The organism is Haloprofundus salilacus (assembly GCF_020150815.1).
GTDB classification, from domain to species: Archaea; Halobacteriota; Halobacteria; order Halobacteriales; family Haloferacaceae; genus Haloprofundus; species Haloprofundus salilacus.
In genome coordinates, this window is the sequence record NZ_CP083723.1 from 2467021 (window position 1) to 2487974 (window position 20954).

21 protein-coding genes, 2 tRNA genes and 3 pseudogenes are annotated in these 20954 nt (G+C 64.4%); 20 read left to right on the forward strand and 6 right to left on the reverse strand.

Going from position 1 to position 20954, the window contains the following annotated elements; all coding sequences use genetic code 11:
- Positions 1 to 11: 11 nt before the first annotated feature.
- Positions 12 to 1073 (reverse strand): type II glyceraldehyde-3-phosphate dehydrogenase, encoded by a 1062-nt coding sequence (locus LAQ58_RS12710; RefSeq protein ID WP_224447826.1) that lies wholly within the window; start codon positions 1071 to 1073, stop codon positions 12 to 14.
- Positions 1074 to 1286: 213 nt separating this feature from the next.
- Here LAQ58_RS12710 and LAQ58_RS12715 point away from each other — a divergent pair, with 213 nt between their 5' ends.
- Together LAQ58_RS12715 and LAQ58_RS12720 are read left to right on the forward strand one after the other, a co-directional pair.
- A complete protein-coding gene (locus LAQ58_RS12715) occupies positions 1287 to 2246 on the forward strand; it encodes an aminopeptidase (protein WP_224447827.1) in 960 nt (319 codons plus the stop codon).
- Between the two features lie 247 nt (positions 2247 to 2493).
- Complete coding sequence (locus tag LAQ58_RS12720) at positions 2494 to 2832, forward strand: hypothetical protein (protein WP_224447828.1); 339 nt, start codon at positions 2494 to 2496, stop codon at positions 2830 to 2832.
- A gap of 110 nt (positions 2833 to 2942) precedes the next feature.
- Here LAQ58_RS12720 and LAQ58_RS12725 read toward each other — a convergent pair whose 3' ends face one another.
- Positions 2943 to 3377 carry a DUF7344 domain-containing protein gene (locus LAQ58_RS12725; protein ID WP_224447829.1) on the reverse strand — a complete coding sequence of 145 codons (435 nt, stop codon included), beginning with the start codon at positions 3375 to 3377 and terminating at the stop codon, positions 2943 to 2945.
- A gap of 239 nt (positions 3378 to 3616) precedes the next feature.
- Here LAQ58_RS12725 and LAQ58_RS12730 point away from each other — a divergent pair, with 239 nt between their 5' ends.
- From LAQ58_RS12730 to LAQ58_RS12745, 4 genes are all read left to right on the forward strand, one after another.
- On the forward strand, positions 3617 to 4264 hold the full coding sequence (locus LAQ58_RS12730) for an HVO_0476 family zinc finger protein (RefSeq protein ID WP_224447830.1): 648 nt from the start codon (positions 3617 to 3619) through the stop codon (positions 4262 to 4264).
- A gap of 203 nt (positions 4265 to 4467) precedes the next feature.
- On the forward strand, positions 4468 to 5139 hold the full coding sequence (gene pcm / locus LAQ58_RS12735; protein ID WP_224447831.1) for a protein-L-isoaspartate O-methyltransferase: 672 nt from the start codon (positions 4468 to 4470) through the stop codon (positions 5137 to 5139).
- A gap of 83 nt (positions 5140 to 5222) precedes the next feature.
- Positions 5223 to 6158 carry a class I SAM-dependent methyltransferase gene (locus tag LAQ58_RS12740; protein ID WP_224447832.1) on the forward strand — a complete coding sequence of 312 codons (936 nt, stop codon included), beginning with the start codon at positions 5223 to 5225 and terminating at the stop codon, positions 6156 to 6158.
- A 21-nt stretch (positions 6159 to 6179) separates the two neighbouring features.
- Positions 6180 to 6932: a protein-L-isoaspartate O-methyltransferase family protein gene (locus LAQ58_RS12745; protein WP_224447833.1), complete on the forward strand. Its 753-nt coding sequence runs from the start codon at positions 6180 to 6182 to the stop codon at positions 6930 to 6932.
- A gap of 95 nt (positions 6933 to 7027) precedes the next feature.
- Here LAQ58_RS12745 and LAQ58_RS12750 read toward each other — a convergent pair.
- Positions 7028 to 7186: pseudogene (locus tag LAQ58_RS12750) on the reverse strand (carboxypeptidase regulatory-like domain-containing protein); the annotation flags it as partial.
- Here LAQ58_RS12750 and LAQ58_RS12755 point away from each other — a divergent pair.
- The 4 genes and pseudogenes from LAQ58_RS12755 to LAQ58_RS12770 all read left to right on the forward strand — a co-directional run.
- Positions 7172 to 7513: pseudogene (locus tag LAQ58_RS12755) on the forward strand (ATPase); the annotation flags it as partial. The pseudogenes LAQ58_RS12750 and LAQ58_RS12755 overlap by 15 nt on opposite strands.
- An 81-nt stretch (positions 7514 to 7594) precedes the next feature.
- The gene (gene crcB / locus LAQ58_RS12760; protein WP_224447834.1) at positions 7595 to 7984 is read left to right on the forward strand and encodes a fluoride efflux transporter CrcB; all 390 of its coding nucleotides are present in this window, start codon (positions 7595 to 7597) and stop codon (positions 7982 to 7984) included.
- A complete protein-coding gene (crcB, locus tag LAQ58_RS12765) occupies positions 7981 to 8346 on the forward strand; it encodes a fluoride efflux transporter CrcB (RefSeq protein ID WP_224447835.1) in 366 nt (121 codons plus the stop codon). Before crcB (LAQ58_RS12760) ends, crcB (LAQ58_RS12765) begins: the two co-directional genes overlap by 4 nt.
- Before the next feature lie 48 nt (positions 8347 to 8394).
- Positions 8395 to 8541, forward strand: a complete 147-nt coding sequence (locus tag LAQ58_RS12770) for a hypothetical protein (protein WP_224447836.1) — start codon at positions 8395 to 8397, stop codon at positions 8539 to 8541.
- Between the two features lie 203 nt (positions 8542 to 8744).
- Here LAQ58_RS12770 and LAQ58_RS12775 read toward each other — a convergent pair.
- From LAQ58_RS12775 to LAQ58_RS12785, 3 genes and pseudogenes are all read right to left on the reverse strand, one after another.
- Positions 8745 to 8817 (reverse strand) — tRNA-Asp (locus LAQ58_RS12775).
- Positions 8818 to 8898: 81 nt separating this feature from the next.
- A pseudogene (locus tag LAQ58_RS19120) lies at positions 8899 to 9267 on the reverse strand (group I intron-associated PD-(D/E)XK endonuclease); the annotation flags it as partial.
- 173 nt (positions 9268 to 9440) lie between these two features.
- Positions 9441 to 9513: transfer RNA gene (locus LAQ58_RS12785), tRNA-Asp, on the reverse strand.
- A gap of 254 nt (positions 9514 to 9767) precedes the next feature.
- Here LAQ58_RS12785 and LAQ58_RS12790 point away from each other — a divergent pair.
- The 10 genes from LAQ58_RS12790 to LAQ58_RS12835 all read left to right on the forward strand — a co-directional run bounded on the left by LAQ58_RS12790 (position 9768) and on the right by LAQ58_RS12835 (position 20925).
- Positions 9768 to 9995, forward strand: coding sequence for a DNA-directed RNA polymerase subunit H (locus tag LAQ58_RS12790; protein ID WP_224447837.1), 228 nt, complete (start codon positions 9768 to 9770; stop codon positions 9993 to 9995).
- Positions 9992 to 11557 (forward strand): DNA-directed RNA polymerase subunit B'', encoded by a 1566-nt coding sequence (locus LAQ58_RS12795; protein ID WP_224447838.1) that lies wholly within the window; start codon positions 9992 to 9994, stop codon positions 11555 to 11557. Before LAQ58_RS12790 ends, LAQ58_RS12795 begins: the two co-directional genes overlap by 4 nt.
- A gap of 4 nt (positions 11558 to 11561) precedes the next feature.
- Positions 11562 to 13388, forward strand: coding sequence for a DNA-directed RNA polymerase subunit B (gene rpoB, locus LAQ58_RS12800; RefSeq protein WP_224447839.1), 1827 nt, complete (start codon positions 11562 to 11564; stop codon positions 13386 to 13388).
- A complete protein-coding gene (locus LAQ58_RS12805; protein WP_224447840.1) occupies positions 13389 to 16319 on the forward strand; it encodes a DNA-directed RNA polymerase subunit A' in 2931 nt (976 codons plus the stop codon).
- A complete protein-coding gene (rpoA2, locus tag LAQ58_RS12810; RefSeq protein WP_224447841.1) occupies positions 16312 to 17520 on the forward strand; it encodes a DNA-directed RNA polymerase subunit A'' in 1209 nt (402 codons plus the stop codon). The genes LAQ58_RS12805 and rpoA2 overlap by 8 nt, the downstream gene beginning before the upstream one ends.
- Positions 17521 to 17526: 6 nt before the next feature.
- A complete protein-coding gene (locus LAQ58_RS12815; protein ID WP_224447842.1) occupies positions 17527 to 17946 on the forward strand; it encodes a NusA-like transcription termination signal-binding factor in 420 nt (139 codons plus the stop codon).
- A 136-nt stretch (positions 17947 to 18082) separates the two neighbouring features.
- On the forward strand, positions 18083 to 18475 hold the full coding sequence (locus LAQ58_RS12820; RefSeq protein WP_224447843.1) for a hypothetical protein: 393 nt from the start codon (positions 18083 to 18085) through the stop codon (positions 18473 to 18475).
- Positions 18476 to 18777: 302 nt separating this feature from the next.
- Complete coding sequence (locus LAQ58_RS12825; RefSeq protein WP_224447844.1) at positions 18778 to 19647, forward strand: mechanosensitive ion channel family protein; 870 nt, start codon at positions 18778 to 18780, stop codon at positions 19645 to 19647.
- A gap of 227 nt (positions 19648 to 19874) precedes the next feature.
- Complete coding sequence (locus tag LAQ58_RS12830) at positions 19875 to 20303, forward strand: 30S ribosomal protein S12 (RefSeq protein WP_224332856.1); 429 nt, start codon at positions 19875 to 19877, stop codon at positions 20301 to 20303.
- Between the two features lies 1 nt (position 20304).
- Positions 20305 to 20925 (forward strand): 30S ribosomal protein S7, encoded by a 621-nt coding sequence (locus tag LAQ58_RS12835; protein WP_224447845.1) that lies wholly within the window; start codon positions 20305 to 20307, stop codon positions 20923 to 20925.
- Positions 20926 to 20954 lie beyond the last annotated feature (29 nt).

Consider the following 20954-nt stretch of genomic DNA (forward strand, 5'->3'; position numbering starts at 1 on the left):
CTCGCCGTCGCTCAGTCGTCGGCGGCGACGAACGGCTGGTTCTGTCCGCCGAAGACGCTTTCGAGACCGACGCCGAGCGACTCGTTCGTCAGCGCGATGCTCTCGGATTTGCTCGCGCTGCCGGCGATGGCGCGGGCGGCGTCGATGTTCTCGGGAATCACGTCGCTTTCCTGGTGGATCGCCTGAAAGAGGTAGAGATCGTCGTCCTCTACGGCGATGGACTCCTCCCAGATGCAGTTCTCCCAGAGGTCACCGCGCGGCCGCCCGGCGTCCATCGCGAACTCCTTGAGTTTGCCCGTGCCGTCGATACCGGCGTGCTTCGGCACGAAAAACAGGCGCGACTCGCCGGCGAGCAGGTCGCGCACGTCCTCGGCCGTCGGCGTCGATTCGAGCGTCACGTTGACGCTGTGGGTGTGCATCAGCGTCGCCGGAACCTTCAGGCCGAGCGTGTCGATTTTGAGATCCGGGAAGATGGTCTGCACGTCGGGACCGTGGTGCGAGGGGAGCTTCACGGGGTCCGGTAGGATGTCGTTAATCGGCCCGCGACCGGTCTGGCCGGGGTCGCCGCCGCGGCGGACAAGCGTCACGCGCGCCTTTTTCACGCCGTAGGTCTCGTCGAGCGGCGCGAGCAGTCGAGACAGACCGGTCGTGTTACAGGAGACGGTCCGGACGAACTGCGCGCCGGTCGCCTCGTCGTAGTTGGCGCGCGCGTTGAAGCTCACGTCCGCGACGTCGGCGTCTTCGCCGCCCTGGAAGATTGCCGGCGTGTCGTGGCGCTCGTACAGTTCGCGGTTCTGCGCGCCGATTCCGGAGGGAGTGGTGTCGACGACGACGTCGCTCTCGGCAACCAGGTCGTCGACCACGCCAGCGAGGGGAACGCCCGCGTCGTCGAACTGGTCGACGCGCTCGGGTAGCGCGGCGTAGAGGGAGTACCCGTTTCTGACTGCTGTCTCGGCTTCGAAGTTCGGCCGCGTCTTCGCCACCCCGACGAGTTCCATGTCGGGTTGGGCGCAGACGGCGTCTGCGACGCGTTTGCCGATTGTTCCGTAGCCATTGACGCCCACCTTGAGCATACTCGCGTCTGCTACCGGCAAGGACATAGTTATTTCGAAGATTAACACCAAGAAATTAACTCCAAGGCGAGTAACCATGTTTCGGTTTCAGCCCCCCGAAAGTCGGAATATCCGGTGTTGTAGGCGAAAAGAAGGCGAGGAAATTCGGCCGCCGACCGACCGCGAGCACGCGATGTGGCAAAGCCTAACCCGACGCCGGACGGCATCTCGGATATGACCGACCGCAACTCCGACGAACTCCGCGCGGCGGCGGAGACGGCGCTCAAACAGTGTCTGCGTCTCCAGCCCGACGAGTCCTGTGCAGTGATCACAGACGACAAGCGAGTGCCTATCGGCGAAGCGTTGTACGGCGTCGCGAGCGAGATTTCTGACGACGCCGCACTCGTTCGGTATCCACCGGGACCGCAACACGGCGCAGAGCCGCCGGCGCCTGTGGCGGCTGCGATGCGCGACGCCGACGTGTTCATCGCGCCGACGACGAAGAGCCTGAGCCACACTCGCGCGCGGAGCGAGGCATGCGACGCCGGCGCGCGCGGCGCGACGATGCCGGGAATCACCGAGGAGGTGATGCTCGCGGGTCTCGACGCCGACTACGAGGCCATCGCGCGCCACAGCCTCACCGTTCTCGAACAGGTCGTCGACGCCGACGAGGTTCGCGTGACGACGCCGAAGGGCACCGACATCACGTTCGTCCCCGGCGACCGCGAGTGGCTCTCGGATACCGGGATGGTCCACGACTCGGGGCAGTTTTCGAACCTCCCGGCGGGAGAAGTGTTCGTCAGCCCCGAGACCGTCGACGGCACGTACGTCGTCGACGGGACGATGATGCCGTACGGACTGCTTGACGAAGGGCGAGAACTCCGCTTCGAGGTCGAAGACGGCTACGTGACCGAGATCTCCGACGACGAAGTACGAGAGCAGGTCGAAGCGGGCGCCGAGGAGGTTGGGCGGGACGCCTACAACCTCGCCGAACTCGGCATCGGCACGAACGTCGGCGTCGACGAACTCGTCGGCTCGGTGCTGCTCGACGAGAAGGCGGCGGGGACGGTTCACATCGCCATCGGCGACGACGCCGGAATCGGCGGCGACACCGTCGCGCCGCTACACCTCGACGGCATCATCCGGGAGCCGACTGTGTACGCGGACGGAGAGGAAGTGGAACTTCCGCGGTAGCGAGCGACGAAGTCGCGAGCAGGGGAGGTCGTAGACCGCCCGACGGTCGAGCGAAAATTCCCGCTTCCACTAGTCGTTCAAAATGATCACTCGACGCACCCTCGTGAAAATGGCGCTTCCGGGTTCGGCCCTGTTAGCTGGCTGTCTCGGAGTTGGATGACCGGACAGTCGATGCAAGCAGCGTATCCCCCTCTCGGACCAATTTTCCAAGATTACATACGACACAAGCCACGGTTTTGAGTTACGAGTGAAGGACGAGAGTGTACCGAGAGACGGCGTCATCGAGTTCCGCCTCGTCAACGTTACGACCGAAGAGCAGCAAGCGGGTTCTCAATACGCGTACACCTTCCAGCACCAGACTGATTCCGGGTATCGTGACCTCCTCTCCACAGATTCGACTGGCAATTCCAGCATCGTGACGACGCACGAACCGAGCGAGGGATTCTCGTGGACGTTCCCAGTCACTACCGATGGGTTCTCGCTCGATCACACGATGTGTGGCGACGTGTCCACTGGAAAATACCGGTTCGTCTACTGGGGTATCGATGACCCGGCGATCGCGGTCCGGTTCGAGATCGTCCGTTGAACGAAGAGGCTCTCTCAATCTCGAGGCCGGCATCTCGCCGCCCGTGACTGACCGACACGAGCTCTGTGTGTCTCCGGAACGGTGACAGGCTGCGAGGCGGCCACCTGTCGTCACCGCAGCTGGTACTGTTCGTACTGTCGGGTGAATTCGAGGAACTCGTCGAGCGGCCGGGTACACTCCGCCATCGTCACCACGTTCGCGTCGGCGTCGTAGTCGACGATACCGGCGTCGGCCAGCTTCGGGAGGTGCGAGTGGTGGAGGTCGGCGTGAATCTGTTCGAGCGTCTCCTCCGGGAGCGTTTCCGGGGTCTCTCTGGTCTCCCATAGAGCGACCTGTTCTGCGACTTCCGACAGCGTCGCAGGATACCGGCAGGTCTGGAGGTGATAGAGCACGTACCGACGACGCGGGTTTTCGAGCACGCGAAATACGGCGTCCAGCGGGAACGCGTCCGCGTCGTCGACGCGGACGCCGTCTGGAAATTGGTCGAACTTGTCGGTGTCCCCCTCGCCTCTGGTCGGCGGATCGTTGGGTGCGTCGTCCTCCATTTTGTGTCCCCCATCGAGCGCGACTCCCCCTGGAACCGAACTCGTCAACTGCCGCGGAACCAGTGTGGGTGGTTCCTGACGGCGACTCGTGTATATTTGAATCTCGAGTGGGGGACACCCTTAGTGTTGTCGTTGGACGACGCCGAGTGGCGTGGGCGTCGAAGCCGACGCGGCCCCCAGTCGAGAGCGTTCGTCGGCAGAAGCGCGGACTTTTAGGGCCAGATGGATTACGGCGTCGTATGAGCCAAAGCGAACGGGTCGCGGTGGTCTGTCCCTCCTGTTCACCGCAGACGGAGACTGTCCACGAGGTACTCAAACCCGGTGGACAGACGACCGTCCGCTGCACGGAGTGCGGACACACCCACAAGACGAAAATCGAAGAGGAACGCGAAATTGAACTGAGCGTCGTCGTCTCACAGGACGGCGAGTCGTTCAGCACGACCGTCGACGCCCCCGCCGAGGAGACGCTGGCCGTCGGCGAGGAGTTCATCGCTGACACGCCCGAAGCCATCATGCTCGTCCGCATCACGTCGCTTGATATTGGCGACGACCAGCGCGTCGACGAGGCTGTCGCCGAAGACGTTTCGACCGTCTGGACGCGCGTCGTCGACAACGTGAGTGTCCCCGTCACGCTCCACCCCGGCGACGGCCGCCGCGACGAGACGCGAAGTTTCAAGCTGAGCGTCCCCGGAGACTACGAGTTCGTCGTCGGCGAGACGGAGGAGTTGAACGACGAGGAGTTCGAGATAGAAGGCATCCACGTCCGCCAGAACGCGACGAACTACCGCTTCGACAAGTTCGACCGCGACGGCGACATGGTGTTCGCCAAGGACGTAAAGCGCATCTACGGTCGCGACGAGACGAGTTCGGCGTGGTCGGTGTGGTAAGGACGCGGGCGACGTGGTGAGGACGTGGGCGACGTAATAAGGAGTGGGAGACGTAGTGAGAACGGAGACAAGTGAGAGCACAGCCGAGGTACTGAGTGAGGCTGTAGTCGGCGCTGCGGACGCGGTCGAGACGGTGAGATAGTCGCGGAACAGACCCAAAGCCGACTCGATACGAGAGACTAACACGACGGAGGAGAACCCCCATGGACTTCGAAACTGCCCGTAAGCGGATGGTCGACCGACTCGTCGAACGCGACCGAATCGAACGGGAGGCGACGGCCGACGCGCTCCGAACTGTCCCGCGTCATGAGTTCGTTCCGCCGGAGCGACAGGGGGCCGCCTACTGGGACCGACCGCTGCCCATCGGCGGCGGACAGACGATCAGCGCGCCACACATGGTCGCCATCGTTACCGACCTGCTCGCGCTCGACCCCGGCGACCGGGTTCTCGAAATCGGAACCGGTCGCGGCTACCACGCGGCCGTCACCGCCGAGACGCTCGCACAGATCGAACGAGATGGCGGAAGCGACGAGAGCGACGACGCAGAACTCTACAGCGTCGAGTACGACCCTGAACTGGCCGATCGCGCCCGCGAGACGCTGTCCGAGCACGGCTACGACATCGACGTCCGCACCGGCGACGGCTACGAGGGGTGGGACGACCACGCGCCGTACGACCGCGCGTACCTCACCTGCGCGCCCGAGTCGCTTCCGGATCGAGTGGTCGAACAGGTCCGACCGGGCGGCTGCGTGGTCGGGCCAGTCGGCCGGGGGCGACAGACGCTCGTTCGGGCGTGGCGACGCGAAGATGGCGCTCTCGACCGCGAGACTCACGGCGGCGTTCGGTTCGTTCCGATGCGTCGCGGCGACGATTGAGCCGAGTCCGACGACCGACCCCCGAGAACCGAGACGCCGGCGGCAACGACCGATTTTTCTCGCCCGTCCGCTACGTTCCCTCCATGCCGACCGTACATCGTTCGGGGTTCGACACCGAGACGCTGTTTCTGCTCTGGACGGCCCGCGAGACAGGGGTACTCGACGCGCTGACGAGTCGGGCCGGAACCGCCGACGCCGTCGCCGCCGAGACCGAGGTGACGCCTGAAGCCGCGCACGTCGTCGTCGAGTCGCTCGCCGACCTCGGTTTTCTCGAACGCGTCGGCGACGAGTACGAGGTGACGAACCGAGCGCTCGGCTTCCTCGCGAAGCGCGACGTGCGCTCCATCGGTCGTCTTCCGCACGCGCTCGACGTGCTCGACGCCTACACTGCGCTCCCCGAGACGATGGCGACGGGGCGACCTCCGGAACTGTCCGAGGAGTCGACGGTCAACCGACTCGGCGCGCACGCCGCGACCGACGAAGCGGTCGTCAGAGCGGGCGTCACCGCCGCGGTTCGCCTCGCGCCGCGCGCCGAGCGCGTACTGAACGTCGCCGGCGGGTCGGGCGTCTACGCCCGCGAGTTCGTCGCCCGCGGCTTTGAGGTGACGATGTGTGACGGTGCCGAAGTCGTCGAGTTCGTCGCCCCGGCGCTCGAACACGAGGACGTGACGCTCGACGAGCGGTCGCTGACGACGATAGCCGACGGAACATACGACCTCGTCTTCGGCGAGAACCTCTGTCGGTCGCTCGGCGTCGCGGAGATTCGGACGCTGCTGTCGACGGTCGAAGACGCGCTGTCGCCGCGCGGCGCGGCCGTCTTCGTCGAACCCGTCCGGGGGCGTTCGTCGGGGGCGGTTCGGGCGGCGACGGAAGCGCTCGCCACCGGGAGCGGCGGCGCGTACCGCGAAACGCAGTACCGCGAGTGGTTCGCCGAGGCCGAACTTGAGCGCGTCCGCGTCGACGACGTGCCGGGGACCGACCGGCAGGCCGTCGGGGGGTACAAGCGCCGAGTTGATTAGCAGTCGTCTCGGATAGAGCGTATGGACCCCGCGGTACTGCGCGAGGACATGGTCGACGGCCTCGAACGGGCGCTGGGCGACCACCTCGACGAAGACGTCGACGTGGCGATGCGGACGGTTCCGCGCCACGAGTTCGTCGACGACCACCCGTACGCGAACAAGGATACGACCGAGAACGGCAGCCGCGTGCTCGCTCCGTCGACGGTCGCGCGACTGCTCTCTGTGCTCGGCCCGGCCGACGGCGACAACGTCCTCGTCGTCGGCGCGGGCGTCGGCTACACCGCTGCCGTCGTCGCCGAACTGGTCGGGGACGCGAACGTACAGGCGATCGATATCTCGCGGCGGATGGTGCTCTACGCGCGCCAGCGCCTCGCCGAGACCGGCTACGAGGGAGTGCTCGTCGACTGTCGGGACGGCGTGAGCGGCTACCCCGAGTACGCCCCCTTCGACCGGATTCTCCTCGAAGCGGCGGCGATTCGGCCGCCGCGTTCGCTCGTCGACCAGCTCGCTCCCTCGGGGAGACTCGTCTTTCCGATGGGCGGCCCGCAGCAGCGACTCGTCGCCGTCGAACCCGGTTGCGACGCTGCGGGACCGGACGGCGTCGTCGAGCGCTACGGACCGGTGCAGTTCGCGCCGATGCTCGTCGACGGCGAGCAACCGGACGGAGTGGCGCGGAACCGGACGGTTCGAGAGGACCGCGAGTACCACGAGAGCGGGTGGCACGCCCGCACCGGGTGGGAGCAGGAGTGGGTCGACTGGGACGAACACCTCTGAGCGGAGACGCAGTTAGCTCACCGGCCGAACGCCGGGGCTCACCCGCCGCGAATCACCAGTATCTTCGTGTTCGCTCGCCGGTCGACGAACTCGCTTCACGCGGGCGGTTTCACTTCGACGACGAGCGTGCCGTCCTCCTGATTCGGCCCGAGCGAGGGGTCGACGGTCACCGTCGCTTCTCCGTCGGCGTCGGTCGTCGCCGTCTCGACGTCGTCGGCCGTCCCGCCTTTGACGACGAGCGTCGCGTCGGCGACAGCCTCGTCGCCGCGACGCAACGCCCGAGCGCACTTCCCGCGGTCGCCGTCTCACAGGCGGACCTCCTCGTCGCTCACCGATTGACGATGCAGGCGGACGTGGACGCGCTGACCGCCGCACAGCCGACGTACCTCGCCGGGACGATACGCGAGCGACTGCCGACGCGGACGTGCGACGCACTCGTCGTCGACGACGCGACCGAATCGGCGCACGCGGTTCGAATCCGGGAGCGAGAGACGCCACACGGCGGCGGAAACCCGCGGGCGAGTCGAGTCGCCGTCGCGGCGGACAAACGGCCGACGAGAGAGACCGGAGAGCGTTTGTAGCCCGCTCGCCTGTGAGTCGACAGACCGACTCGGGGTCGACTTCACCGACTTCGCCCACACGTCCGACCACGCAACGACGAAATGACCGCAGACCACCCGCTCGTTCGACTCGAAACGCTCGCCCTCGTCGCTATCGGCGGATTTGCCGGAGCGAACCTCCGATTTCTCTTCGCCGACGCACTCCCCGGTCTCGGCGGAACGTTGGCTGCGAACGCGCTCGGCAGTTTCGCGCTCGGCGTCGTCCTCTACGAGACGATGTATGTGGGCGTCGTCGCCGCCGAAACGCGCGTTGCTGTCGCGACGGGCTTTCTCTCCTCGTTTACTACCTACAGCACGTTCGCGCTCCAGTCGATGCAAGCCGGACCGGTACTCCTCGTCGCGAACGTCGTCGCGAACTACGCGCTCGGGTTCGCAGGCGTCTTGACGGGCCGCTCGCTCGTGAACGCCGTTGCCCGGAGGTGGAGTCGATGATGGCGCTCGAACCGGCGCATCTCGTCGGGACTGGCGGGGCTATCGGTGCGTTGCTGCGGTACGCCGTCGGACAACTCGTAGACGACGGGTCGTTTCCGCTATCGACGTTAACCGTGAACGTTCTCGGGAGCTTCGTCCTCGGCGTGGTCACCTTCGCGGGCGTCGGCGATAGCGCCCTGCTCCTCGTCGGCACGGGCGCGTGCGGGTCGTTCACGACGTTCTCGTCGTTCTCGTTCGAGACGGTCCGTCTCTGGGAGATGGACGAGAAACGACGCGCCGTGGCGAACGCGACGGTGAACCTGGTCGGGGCAGGCCTCGCTCTCGGTGTGGCGTGGCTCGTCGCCTCCGGCCGTGTGTTCTGAGCCCGTCACATCGACAGCTACAGGCGTCCGGGGGACGAACGTCGAAGCATGACCGACGGCCCGACGAACCGGTCGGTGTTCGCTCGCTTCGTCGACGGTGCGGCGGGGAGTCCGTTTCTCGCGCTGATGGTCGTGTTGTTGGTGTTCCTCTCGGTGTTCTTCCTCGCCGGCGGTCTGCTGTACGTGTTCGGGTGAGTCGCCGAATTCTCGGCGCACACGTGTGCTCGGCGACGAGAAGCCTCGCTCGACAGTCGGAATCAGAAGACGCCCGAGGCGGGATTTGAACCGGAGTCGTTTCGCTCGCTTCACTCCATGATTCAAATCCGCGAACGTCGCACACTGATTTTCAGCGCTCGCTCGTCACAAGCGACTCGCTCACGAGTTGAAATTCAGAGAAACGCCCGAGGCGGGATTTGAACCCGCGTCACAACCGTGACAGGGTTGTATGATGGGCCACTACACCACCCGGGCAACCTGTACTCCTTCGTTTTTGTGAGAGACGCTTAAACCTTTTCAGTTGGCCTCGCCTGATGTGCGACCTATATTCGCAACTTACTGTGGTATCTCTTCGGAGAGTTCGTACTCGTGAGCCCAGTTGATAGAGGGATGGTTGATTTTTGCATCGAATCGGAGTTCCATCTTCTGCGTCGTTGCTTCGTGAACCGGTATCCAGTACAACGTCTCGTCTGGAGGGTATCTTACAACGAACGCGTCAATCTGATTGTGATACGTTTGTTCGTGATATTCGCCTTCTTTGGTAGTCTGTGAATGCGTGTTAAACCGAATCGTCCGATCTTTATTCTGCCACGCCGTCTTGCACTGCACACGGTATAACTGGATCCCAGCGTCGATAATAAGATCGTACTTCTCGTTGTCTCCGAAAGGTACCGAGACGCTGTATCCGTTGGCAACGAAATGTGCGAGGACTTTTGCCTAGGTCTCGTCGCCGACATCTTTCGTGTTGCTCACGTCTGATAATCTGTTATGAGAACACCCGGTATAAGTGAACCTAATCTGGAAACTCTGCTTCAGGAGAGTAATATCTTCTTGAGAGAACTGACTGGTGCTCGTTGGAGTTGTTCGCGGCAAAAGTACGCCCGAGGCGGGATTTGAACCCGCGTCACAACCGTGACAGGGTTGTATGATGGGCCACTACACCACCCGGGCAACCTGCATTCCTTCATTTCTCGGTGTCGTAAATAACGCTTGCCATCCCATCGCGCCGTGTGCCGAGATACCGCGACCCGCGTGGCCGGAAAGCATATAATCAGCTACGTTCAGGTGGAGTGTAATGCAGGTTCCCGCTGTGGATGCGGCCACGGCCGGTTAGCGGTGCGCCGCGCGGTTGAAAAGTGTTATATGGGTGGGTCGTTAATGCCGCTGTAGTATCTCGTGAGAGCTTCTTCCCACAAGCCCCACCCATGGTAGACGTAAGCCAACACAAACTTGTCCCGGAACACACGCTCGTCGACGAGGAGGCCGTCGACGAAGTGCTACAGGAGTACAACGTCAAACGGACGAACCTGCCCAAGATCAAACGCAAAGATCCGGCGCTACCGGACGAAGCCGAACCCGGTGACGTCGTCAGAATCGTTCGCAACTCGCGAACCACCGACCAAGCAGTCGTATACCGACTAGTGATCGAATGAATCGAGAAGACCGACGCACCATCTCCCGACAGTACTTCTCGGACGAACGACTCGCAGAGCACCACTTCCGCTCGTTCAACAACTTCCTCTCCCGCGGCATGCAGGAAGTCGTCGACGAGAAAGAGACCATCGACACCGACATCGGCGACAAAGAGGGCGAAGAACCCGTCTACGTCGAACTCGGCGACGTCCGTGTCGTCACCCCGCGCGTCCGAGAGGCCGACGGCAGCGAGGAGCTGCTGTACCCGCAAGAGGCACGCCTCCGCAACATCACCTACTCCGCGCCCGTGTTCATGGAGATGTCTATCGTCCGCGGCGGCGAGGACGAAGAGGAGGTCGTCGTCGACTCCACGGAGACGAAAGTCGGCCGGATGCCCATCATGGTCGGATCCGAGCGCTGTAACATCTCCGGCTTCGACCACGACGAACTCGTCGAGATCGGCGAAGACCCCGTCGACCCCGGCGGCTACTTCATCGTCAACGGCTCCGAGCGCGTGCTGATGACCTCGGAGGACCTCGCGCCGAACAAGATTCTCGCCGAGTACGACACGAAGTACGGCGACGAGATCCAGGTCGCCAAGACGTTCTCGCAGCGTCGTGGCTACCGCGCGCTCGTGCTCTGCGAGCGCGGCCGCGACGGCCTGCTCGAAGTGTCGTTCCCCTCGGTCTCCGGCTCCGTGAACTTCGTGACGCTCGTGCGCGCGCTCGGCCTCGAATCCGACGAGGAGATCGTCCACCGCGTCTCCGACGACCCGGAGATCGTTAAGTTCATGCTGGAGAATCTGGAGGAAGCCGACGTCCAGACGACCGAGGAGGCCATCGAGACCCTCGGCAAGCGCGTCGCGAGTGGTCAAGGAAAGAACTACCAGCTGAAGCGCGCGAACTACGTCATCGACCGCTATCTCCTGCCGCACCTCCACGAGGAGGGCGTCGAGGAGGAGGAAGTCCGCATCAACAAGGCGTTCTACCTCTGTCGGATGGCCGAGGCGTGTTTCGAACTCGCGCTGCAGCGCCGCGAGGCCGACGACAAAGACCACTACGCCAACAAGCGCCTCAAGGTCTCCGGCGACCTGATGAAGGACCTGTTCCGGACGGCGCTGAACAAGCTCGCGCGCGACGTGAAGTACCAGCTCGAACGCGCGAACATGCGGAACCGGAACCTGACGGTCAACACCGTCGTCCGCTCCGACGTGCTGACCGAACGGCTCGAACACCCCATCGCGACGGGCAACTGGGTCGGCGGACGCTCGGGCGTCTCGCAGTTGGTCGACCGGACCGACTACATGGGCGTGCTCTCTCACCTGCGCCGCCTCCGATCGCCGCTGTCGCGCTCGCAGCCGCACTTCGAGGCGCGCGACCTGCACGCGACCCAGTGGGGTCGCATCTGTCCCTCCGAGACGCCGGAGGGGCCGAACTGCGGGCTGGTGAAGAACTTCGCGCAGGCGATGGAGCTCTCGCAGAACGTCGAGGACGAACAGGCACTGAAACGAGAACTGGCGTCGATGGGTGTCGAGGGGATGCCCGGACTCGAAGGCGTCGAACCGACGACGGCGGACGACTAACACCATGGCTCAGGCACGAGAGGCGAAAGTATACGTCAACGGGAGCTTGGTCGGGACCCACCCGGACCCGAACCAGCTCGCAGCACAGATTCGGGAAGCGCGACGACGCGGCGACGTCAGCGAGATGGTCAACGTCTCGGTGAAAGAACGGACCCGCGAAGTCATCATCAACGCTGACGCGGGGCGCGCTCGCCGCCCGCTCATCGTCGTCGAGAACGGCGAACCGCTCTTGGGCGACGAGGAGATCGAGGCTGTCGAGAACGGCGAGCTAGAGTTTCAGGACCTCGTCGACCGCGGCTACATCGAGTTCATCGACGCCGAGGAGGAGGAGGACATCTACGTCGGCGTCGACGAGGACGAACTCACCGCGGACCACACGCACCTCGAAATCGACCCGCAGCTCATCTTCGGCATCGGCGCGGGGATGATTCCGTACCCCGAACACAACGCCTCGCCGCGCATCACGATGGGCGCAGGGATGATGAAGCAGTCGCTCGGTATTCCGTCGGCGAACTACCGCATCCGCCCGGACACGCGCCAGCACCTGATGCACTACCCGCAGCTGGCGATGGTGAAGACGCAGACGACCGAGCAGATCAACTTCGACGAGCGTCCAGCAGCGCAGAACTTCGTCGTCGCGGTGATGAGCTACGAGGGGTTCAACATCGAGGACGCGCTCGTCATGAACAAGGGGTCGGTCGACCGCGCGCTCGCTCGGTCGCACTTCTTCCGCACCTACGAGGGCGAGGAACGCCGGTACCCCGGTGGTCAGGAAGACCGCTTCGAGATTCCGTCGCAGGACGTGCGCGGTGCGCGCGGGGAAGACGCGTACACGCACCTCGACGAGGACGGCCTCGTCAACCCCGAGACCGTCGTCGACGAGAACTCGGTGCTTCTCGGCAAGACGTCGCCGCCGCGGTTCCTCGAAGAGCCCGACGACATGGGCGGACTCTCGCCGCAGAAGCGCCGCGAGACGAGTGTCACGATGCGCTCGGGCGAAGACGGCGTCGTCGACACGGTGACGCTGATGGAGGGCGAGGACGGCTCGAAGCTCTCGAAAGTCTCGGTCCGCGACGAGCGGATTCCGGAACTCGGCGACAAGTTCGCGTCGCGACACGGCCAGAAAGGCGTCGTGGGTCACCTCGCGCCGCAGCAGGACATGCCGTTCACCGCGGACGGCGTCGTCCCCGACCTGGTCATCAACCCGCACGCGCTCCCGTCACGCATGACGGTCGGCCACGTGCTGGAGATGCTCGGCGGCAAAGTCGGCGCGCTCGAAGGTCGACGCGTCGACGGGACAGCGTTCCAGGGCGAGAGCGAGGAGGAACTCCGCGGCGCGCTCGAAGAACACGGCTTCATGTCCTCCGGCAAGGAGGTCATGTACTCGGGCGTCACCGGCGAGAAGATTGAGGCGCAGATCTTCGTCGGGGTCATCTTCTACCACAAGCTGTACCACATGGTGAGCAACAAACTGCACGCCCGCTCGCGCGGGCCAGTGCAGGTGCTCACCCGCCAGCCCACCGAGGGTCGCGCCCGCGAGGGCGGGCTCCGCGTGGGCGAGATGGAGCGCGAGGTGCTCATCGGTCACGGTGCGGCGATGGCACTCAAAGAACGGCTACTGGACTCCTCTGACCGCGAAGAAGTGTACATCTCGGCGGACACCGGGATGGTGGCGGTCGAGGACCGCGAACAGCGCCGCATCTACGACCCCGTCACCGGCGACGAGGACGACATCCACCGCGTCGAGGTGAGTTACGCGTTCAAACTCCTGCTCGACGAGATGAAGGCGCTCGGCATTCGACCGAAACTCGAACTGGAGGACGCAGTTTAAATGTCATTGCAAACACCGAAAGAGATCGGCGGCATCCGCTTCGGGCTGATGGACCCGGAGACGTATCGCGACATGTCCGCGACGAAGGTCATCACCGCGGACACCTACGACGACGACGGCTACCCCATCGACATGGGGTTGATGGACCCCCGACTGGGTGTCATCGACCCCGGTCTGGAGTGTCGGACCTGCGGGCAGCACTCGGGGTCGTGTAACGGCCACTTCGGCCACATCGAACTGGCCGCTCCCGTCATCCACGTCGGGTTCACCAAACTCATCCGACGGCTCCTGCGCTCGACCTGCCGAAACTGCGGGCGACTCGCGCTAACCGACGAGGAGCAAGCGGAGTTCCGCACCCGCATGCAGCGAGCCGAGGAACTCAGCGAGGACTGGAGCGACGTGATGAAGGCCGCGGTTCGACAGGCGCGGAAAGCCAAGCGCTGCCCGCACTGCGGCGAACCGCAGCACGACATCAAACACGAGAAGCCGACGACGTACTACGAGGTTCAGGACGTGCTCTCGGGGGAGTACTCCGAACTAATCGCCGAGGCGATGCAGCCCGACGAGGAGGAAGAGCGCGAGGGGATGGCCCCGCAGGAACTGGCGGAGAAGACCGACATCGACCTCCAGCGCATCAACCAGATTCTCTCCGGCGAGTTTCGTCCGCGCAAGGAAGACCGCAAGGCCATCGAGAAAGCGCTCAGCATCGACCTCACTGTCGAGGACATGAACAAGCTGATGCCCTCGGACATCCGCGACTGGTTCGAGGACATCCCCGACGACGACATGGAGACACTCGGCGTCGACGCCGAGCGCGCGCGCCCCGAGTGGATGATTCTCACGGTGCTTCCGGTGCCGCCGGTGACGGCGCGCCCCTCCATTACGCTCGACAATGGTCAGCGTTCGGAGGACGACCTCACCCACAAGCTGGTCGACATCATCCGTATCAACCAGCGGTTCATGGAGAACCGCGAGGCCGGCGCCCCGCAGTTGATTATCGAGGACCTCTGGGAACTGCTGCAGTACCACGTCACGACCTTCGTCGACAACGAAATCTCGGGGACGCCCCCGGCGCGACATCGTTCGGGCCGTCCGCTGAAGACGCTCAGCCAGCGCCTGAAAGGGAAGGAGGGTCGCTTCCGCGGGTCGCTCTCCGGGAAGCGCGTCAACTTCTCGGCGCGTACCGTCATCTCGCCGGACCCGACGCTCTCTCTGAACGAAGTCGGCGTCCCCGACCGGGTCGCCTCGGAGATGACACAGACGATGAACGTCACCGAGCGCAACATCGAGGAAGCCCGGCAGTACGTGCGCAACGGCCCCGAGAGCCACCCGGGTGCGAACTACGTCAAGCGCCCCGACGGTCGCCGGCTGAAGGTGACCGAGAAGAACTGCGAGGAACTCGCAGAGAAGATCGAACTCGGCTGGGAGGTCAACCGCCACCTCGTCGACGGCGACATCGTCATCTTCAACCGACAGCCGTCGCTGCACCGGATGTCCATCATGGCCCATGAGGTGGTCGTGATGCCGTACAAGACGTTCCGGCTCAACACAGTCGTCTGTCCGCCGTACAACGCCGACTTCGACGGCGACGAGATGAACATGCACGCGCTGCAGAACGAGGAGGCCCGCGCGGAGGCGCGCGTCCTCATGCGCGTCCAAGAGCAGATGCTCAGCCCGCGCTTCGGCGAGAACATTATCGGCGCGATTCAGGACCACATCTCCGGAACCTACCTGCTGACCCACGAGAACCCCCGATTCACGGAGACGCAGGCGCTGGACCTGCTGCGTGCGACCCGCGTAGACGAACTGCCTGAACCGGACGGCGAGGAAGAGGGCGAGGCGTACTGGACCGGCCACTCGATCTTCTCGGAACTGCTGCCGGACGACCTCTCGCTCGAGTTCAGCAGTTCGACGGGCGACGACGTGGTCATCGAGGACGGCCAACTCGTGAGCGGCACCATCGACGAGGACGCCGTCGGCGCGTTCGGCGGCGAGATCGTCGACACGATCACGAAGGTGTACTCGGAGACGCGTGCTCGCGTGTTCGTCAACGAGATTTCCGCGCTGGCGATGCGCGCCATCATGCACTTCGGCTTCTCCATCGGCATCGACGACGAGTCGATTCCGGAGGAGGCGGGAGAGCAGGTCGACGAAGCCATCGAGAACGCCTATGAGCGCATCGAGGAACTCATCGAGACGTACGACGCGGGCGAACTCGAATCGCTGCCGGGCCGCACCGTCGACGAGACGCTGGAGATGAAGATCATGCAGACGCTCGGCAAGGCGCGCGACTCCGCCGGTGAGATCGCCGACGACCACTTCGGCGACGACAACCCTGCGGTCATCATGGCACGCTCCGGCGCTCGCGGGTCGATGCTGAACCTCACGCAGATGGCCGGCTGCGTCGGCCAGCAGGCGGTTCGGGGCGAGCGCATCAACCGCGGCTACGAGGACCGCACCCTCAGCCACTACAAGCCGAACGACCTCTCGGCGGAGGCGCACGGCTTCGTGGAAAACTCCTACCGCGGCGGCCTGACGCCGCGGGAGTTCTTCTTCCACGCGATGGGCGGCCGCGAAGGGCTCGTCGACACGGCGGTCCGGACCTCCAAGTCCGGCTACCTGCAGCGTCGGCTCATCAACGCGCTCTCCGAACTGGAGACGCAGTACGACGGTACCGTCCGAGACACCTCGGGCACCATCGTCCAGTTCGAGTTCGGCGAGGACGGCACCTCGCCGGTGAAGGTGTCCTCCTCGAAGGACAACGACATCGACGTCGATGGCATCGCCGACCGCGTGTTGGACGCCGAGTTCGACGACGAGGCGACCCGAGCGCAGTTCCTCTCGCGCGAAGAACCCGCGACGAATCTGTCGGAACACGCCGAGCCCCGGCTCAGCGAGGCGCAGACGAGAGAGGTAGAATCCGATGACTGAGATCACAGACGACATCGAGGCCGTCGTCGAGGACACCGAGCTCCCGCGACGCCTCAAGAACCGGGTGTACCGCACCATCGAAGAACGCGACGACGTGAGCGTCGAACAGGCGGACTACATCGCCCGCGCTGTCGAGGTCCGCTACCTCGACACGCGCGTCGACCCGCTGGACCCCGTCGGCACCGTCTCCGCGCAGTCCATCGGCGAGCCGGGGACGCAGATGACGATGAACACGTTCCACTACGCGGGCGTCGCCGAGATCGACGTGACGCAGGGGCTGCCCCGACTCATCGAGCTCGTGGACGCGCGGAAGACGCCGGACACGCCGATGATGACGGTCCACCTCGAAGACGAGTACGCCGAGGACCGCGAGAAGGCCCACGAGGTCGTCTGGAGCATCGAGGCGTCCAAAATCTTGGCGCTCGGCGACGTGTCGACGAACGTCGCCGACATGATCGTGCAGGTCGACCTCAACGACGAAACGCTGATGGAGCGGTGGCCACGCGCCTCGGACGTCGAGGAGGTCGCCGGCGAGATCGCCGAGACCATCGAAGACGCGCTGGGCGTCACGACCCAGCAGGTCGGCACCGTCGTCGAGTTCGGTCCCGACCAGCCGAGCTACCGGAAACTGCTGCAGCTGGTCGAGGAACTCCGCGACGTGGTGTTCAAAGGCATCGAGGAGGTCACCCGCGTCGTCATCCGCAAGGAGAAAACCGACGAGGGCGAGGAGTTCGTCCTCTACACCGAGGGCTCCGCGTTCGGCGACGTACTCGCTATCGAAGGCGTCGACGCCTCGCGGACGACGTGTAACAACATCCACGAGATTCACCGTAACCTCGGCGTCGAGGCCGCCCGCGAGGCCATCATCAACGAGACGATGGAGACGCTCGAAGAGCAGGGTCTCGACGACGTGAACGTTCGCCACCTGATGCTCGTCGCCGACATCATGACGAACCGCGGCACCATCGAGTCCATCGGCCGCCACGGCATCTCGGGGTCGAAGGAGTCCGTCCTCGCGCGCGCGGCGTTCGAGGTGACGGTCAACCACCTGCTCGACGCCGCCATCCACGGCGAGGAGGACGACCTCAACGGCGTCATCGAGAACGTCATCGTCGGCAAGCCGGTCGCTATCGGCACCGGCGACGTCGACCTCCGGATGGGCTCGTTCAGCGCGAACACCGAACAGCCGTCGGACGACTGACGACCGATGCGCGTCACGCTGTCGGACGACGCCCGCCGCTACCTCGGCGCGTTCGACGAGGAGACCGGCGCGAGCGCCACTGACTGCCTCGTCTACGACGACCGAATCGTCGTGCTCGTCGGCGCAGGAGAGATGGGCAAAGCCATCGGTCCCGGCGGGAAGACGGTGAAGCGACTCGAACGCAAACTCGGCCGGAACGTCGAACTCGTCGAGGACGCCGACACCGCGGAGGCGTTCGTCGCTAGCGCGCTCGCGCCGGCGACGGTCCGCCACGTGACCATCAGCGACCAGAACGACCGTGTCGCCTATGTCGAGGTGGACGACGACGACCGCGGCGTCGCCATCGGTAAGCGCGGCCAGAACATCGAGACGGCGCGGACGCTGGCCCGCCGTCACTACGACATCGACGACATCCAGTTGACGTAGCCGGTCGCCGACCGCGGTGACACCCGTAACGGGACTCTACTCGGGGAACATCGCCACAGTCGTCCGGTTTCCGCGGACCGAACCCGCGAGATTACAAGCCCTATAACTAACCCTCCGAACCTCGACCACACAGTGCATGTCCGAGTCCGAGCAGCGGCGGTCCATCTCCGAAGGATCGCCATCCGCGTCGAAGCGGCAGTCCTCCGCCACCGAGAACGTACCCTCTGCCACCGAGAACGTACCCTCCTCCCCCGAGGACCGCACCTCTCTCTCCGAACCCGAAGACTCCCTCCCAACCACCGAGAGCCCGCCCTCTGTCTCGGTGACGTGTCCGTCGTGCGGCGACGACGTCTCTGCGGCGTTGGCACTGACAGACGGCGGTCTCGCGAGTGGAACGAGCGGGACTTCGTCGGACTCGCTCCTCTCGTCCGACGGCGGAATCTCGAACCCGGAAGACGAACTCTGTGGCAAGTCAGTCCACTGTCGGAGTTGCGGCGAGGCGTTCGAACTGTTGTTCTACCCCGAGTGACCGCGATGACTCGGGGGAACGGAGAGTCTCCACACCTTCGCCCAACAGAGTGAACTTCATCGATAGTTTCCACACCCGGTTCACCCTCACCATCGTCTCGCCGGGAATCGTTTCGGACCACTACACCGTAACGTCGATTTGATCCGCTTAGCGGGTCGATTGGTGTTCACCGCGAGCGACCGAGAGAGAGCGAGCGGATCGAGGAGTCCTCGAGATTCTGCCGAGTACAGAGTCGTCTTACGCCACGGCGACCGCAGGAAACGCCCTCGACACCTTTCACTTCGGACGTCGTAGGTCGAGCCATGGCTGACGTCGTAGCGCTCCAACTCCTCGGACCGTTCGCGGAGCTGTTCGACGGCGACGGGATCCTCGCCCGAGTGGCGAAGTTCGTCGGCGTGTTCCTCGTCGTCTACGGAGGTGGCCGAGGTATCGTCGAGCCGCTGGTCATGCGGGCGGTGCGGGTTCGAAACGAGAACAACCCGACCGTGGTCGGCGCGGTCAAACTCTACCTGCACATCGCGGTGATGGTCTTCGCCGTCGCCGCCGCGCTCGCTGCCGCGGGCTACACTCGCCTACTGACGGGGTCGACCATCGCCGTCGCCATCATCACGCTCACCGTCGGTGTCGCGGGTCGAGAGGTGCTCGGAACACTCGTCGGCGGACTGTTCCTCGTCACCGACCAGAATTTCAACGTCGGCGACTACGTCGCCTGGGGGGACACGGAGGGAATCGTCGAGTCCATTGGCTTCCGTGTCACGCGCGTGCGAACCGTTGACAACGAGGTGATCAGCGTCCCGAACACGCATCTAACGACCAACGTCATCACGAAGCCGTACGGCCAGAACCGCTTTCGAGTCAACGAGGAACTCGGCGTCTACTACGAGGAGGATTTGGAGGGGGCTATAGAGATCCTGCGCGACGAAGCGGTCACCGACCCGGCCATCCTGAACGACCCACAACCGAAGATTCGTGTGCGAAGCTTCGAGGGCGACCACATCAGGGTGCAGGTGCTGTTCTGGGTGCCCGACCCGTCACGAAAGACGGTGCTCGACACCTTCTCGGACTACGCCCGACGGGTACAGGCGCGATGTGACGGCGCCGACATCACGCTCGGGGCGACCTCCGCGGTGGATATGGGCGGCGACCTCGCGGTCGACCGCGCCGACGGCTGAACGACGACGACGAGCGCTCGCCGGGACCGACGCGTTCTCGGAAGCGGTGAGCGAGAAACGACGACTTCTCCGCACCGCTTTCGACCTGCGGCGCGTTGAGAGCCGGTCGTTCGAATCGGTGAAACGGACGCAGATTCGAGTAGCGGGGTCCGAAACGGAATCTGAGGCCGTCTCGTCGAGGAGAAAAGAGGACGCTTAAGTAGCTCGACTAAGTAGGGTTGTCCACTATGGCGAACGGCAAATACGCCGCACGCAAACTCAAGAAGGACCGTCAGAAGCGACGATGGTCCGACTCCGAGTACGCGCGGCGCGAACGCGGTCTCCGGAAAAAATCGGACCCGCTCGAGGGTGCGCCGCAGGCGCGGGGCATCGTCCTCGAGAAGGTCGGAATCGAAGCGAAGCAGCCGAACTCGGCGATTCGGAAATGCGTCCGTGTCCAGCTCATCAAGAACGGTAAACAGGTCACGGCGTTCTGCCCCGGCGACGGCGCCATCTCGTTCATCGACGAGCACGACGAGGTGACCATCGCGGGTATCGGTGGCGCGAAGGGTCGCGCCATGGGTGACCTCTCCGGAGTCAACTACAAGGTAGACAAAGTCAACGGCGTCGCGATGCTCGAACTCGTGCGCGGTAACGCAGAGAAACCGGTGCGCTAAGATGTCCGAGACAGAGAACGAAACCCCCGAACCCGAAGCGCCCGCAGACAGCGAGGAAGCGCAGACGAACGCGCTGCTGTTCGGCGTCTGGGACGTCTCCGAGATCGAGTACAGCGACCCCAGCACCCAGCGCTACCTCAACGTGACGCCCATCGCGCACACGATGGGTCGTCACGCCTCGAAGCAGTTCCGCAAGTCCGAGATTTCGGTCGTCGAGCGTCTCATCAACCGCCTGATGCAGACCGAGGAGAACACGGGCAAGAAGCAGAAGGCCCTCGGTATCGTCCGCGAGGCCTTCGAAATCATCGACGAGCGCAGCGACGAGAACCCCGTTCAGATTCTCGTCCGTGCCGTCGAGAATGCGGCCCCGCGTGAGGAGACCGTCCGCCTGAAGTACGGCGGCATCTCCGTCCCGAAGGCCGTCGACGTCGCGCCGCAGCGCCGCGTCGACCAGGCGCTGAAGTTCATCGCCGACGGCGTCGCCTCCACGAGCTACAAGTCGACGACCTCGGCCCCCGAGGCGCTCGCACAGCAGCTTCTCGGTGCGGCGGAGTACGACGTCCAGTCGTACCCCATCAGCCAGAAGGAAGAGCGCGAGCGCGTCGCCGCCGCGGCCCGCTAATCTGCGACCTTTCTCTTTCGTTTTTCCGC

Coding starts and splice junctions, on each gene's coding strand:
- LAQ58_RS12710 (WP_224447826.1), bottom strand. CDS start 1,073: ATGCTCAAGGTGGGCGTCAATGGCTACGGAACAATCGGCAAACGCGTC.
- pcm (WP_224447831.1), top strand. CDS start 4,468: ATGGACTTCGAAACTGCCCGTAAGCGGATGGTCGACCGACTCGTCGAA.
- crcB (WP_224447834.1), top strand. CDS start 7,595: ATGACCGCAGACCACCCGCTCGTTCGACTCGAAACGCTCGCCCTCGTC.
- LAQ58_RS12745 (WP_224447833.1), top strand. CDS start 6,180: ATGGACCCCGCGGTACTGCGCGAGGACATGGTCGACGGCCTCGAACGG.
- LAQ58_RS12820 (WP_224447843.1), top strand. CDS start 18,083: ATGTCCGAGTCCGAGCAGCGGCGGTCCATCTCCGAAGGATCGCCATCC.
- crcB (WP_224447835.1), top strand. CDS start 7,981: ATGATGGCGCTCGAACCGGCGCATCTCGTCGGGACTGGCGGGGCTATC.
- rpoB (WP_224447839.1), top strand. CDS start 11,562: ATGGCTCAGGCACGAGAGGCGAAAGTATACGTCAACGGGAGCTTGGTC.
- rpoA2 (WP_224447841.1), top strand. CDS start 16,312: ATGACTGAGATCACAGACGACATCGAGGCCGTCGTCGAGGACACCGAG.
- LAQ58_RS12795 (WP_224447838.1), top strand. CDS start 9,992: ATGAATCGAGAAGACCGACGCACCATCTCCCGACAGTACTTCTCGGAC.
- LAQ58_RS12730 (WP_224447830.1), top strand. CDS start 3,617: ATGAGCCAAAGCGAACGGGTCGCGGTGGTCTGTCCCTCCTGTTCACCG.
- LAQ58_RS12770 (WP_224447836.1), top strand. CDS start 8,395: ATGACCGACGGCCCGACGAACCGGTCGGTGTTCGCTCGCTTCGTCGAC.
- LAQ58_RS12805 (WP_224447840.1), top strand. CDS start 13,389: ATGTCATTGCAAACACCGAAAGAGATCGGCGGCATCCGCTTCGGGCTG.
- LAQ58_RS12825 (WP_224447844.1), top strand. CDS start 18,778: ATGGCTGACGTCGTAGCGCTCCAACTCCTCGGACCGTTCGCGGAGCTG.
- LAQ58_RS12830 (WP_224332856.1), top strand. CDS start 19,875: ATGGCGAACGGCAAATACGCCGCACGCAAACTCAAGAAGGACCGTCAG.
- LAQ58_RS12715 (WP_224447827.1), top strand. CDS start 1,287: ATGACCGACCGCAACTCCGACGAACTCCGCGCGGCGGCGGAGACGGCG.
- LAQ58_RS12740 (WP_224447832.1), top strand. CDS start 5,223: ATGCCGACCGTACATCGTTCGGGGTTCGACACCGAGACGCTGTTTCTG.
- LAQ58_RS12835 (WP_224447845.1), top strand. CDS start 20,305: ATGTCCGAGACAGAGAACGAAACCCCCGAACCCGAAGCGCCCGCAGAC.
- LAQ58_RS12725 (WP_224447829.1), bottom strand. CDS start 3,377: ATGGAGGACGACGCACCCAACGATCCGCCGACCAGAGGCGAGGGGGAC.
- LAQ58_RS12815 (WP_224447842.1), top strand. CDS start 17,527: ATGCGCGTCACGCTGTCGGACGACGCCCGCCGCTACCTCGGCGCGTTC.
- LAQ58_RS12790 (WP_224447837.1), top strand. CDS start 9,768: ATGGTAGACGTAAGCCAACACAAACTTGTCCCGGAACACACGCTCGTC.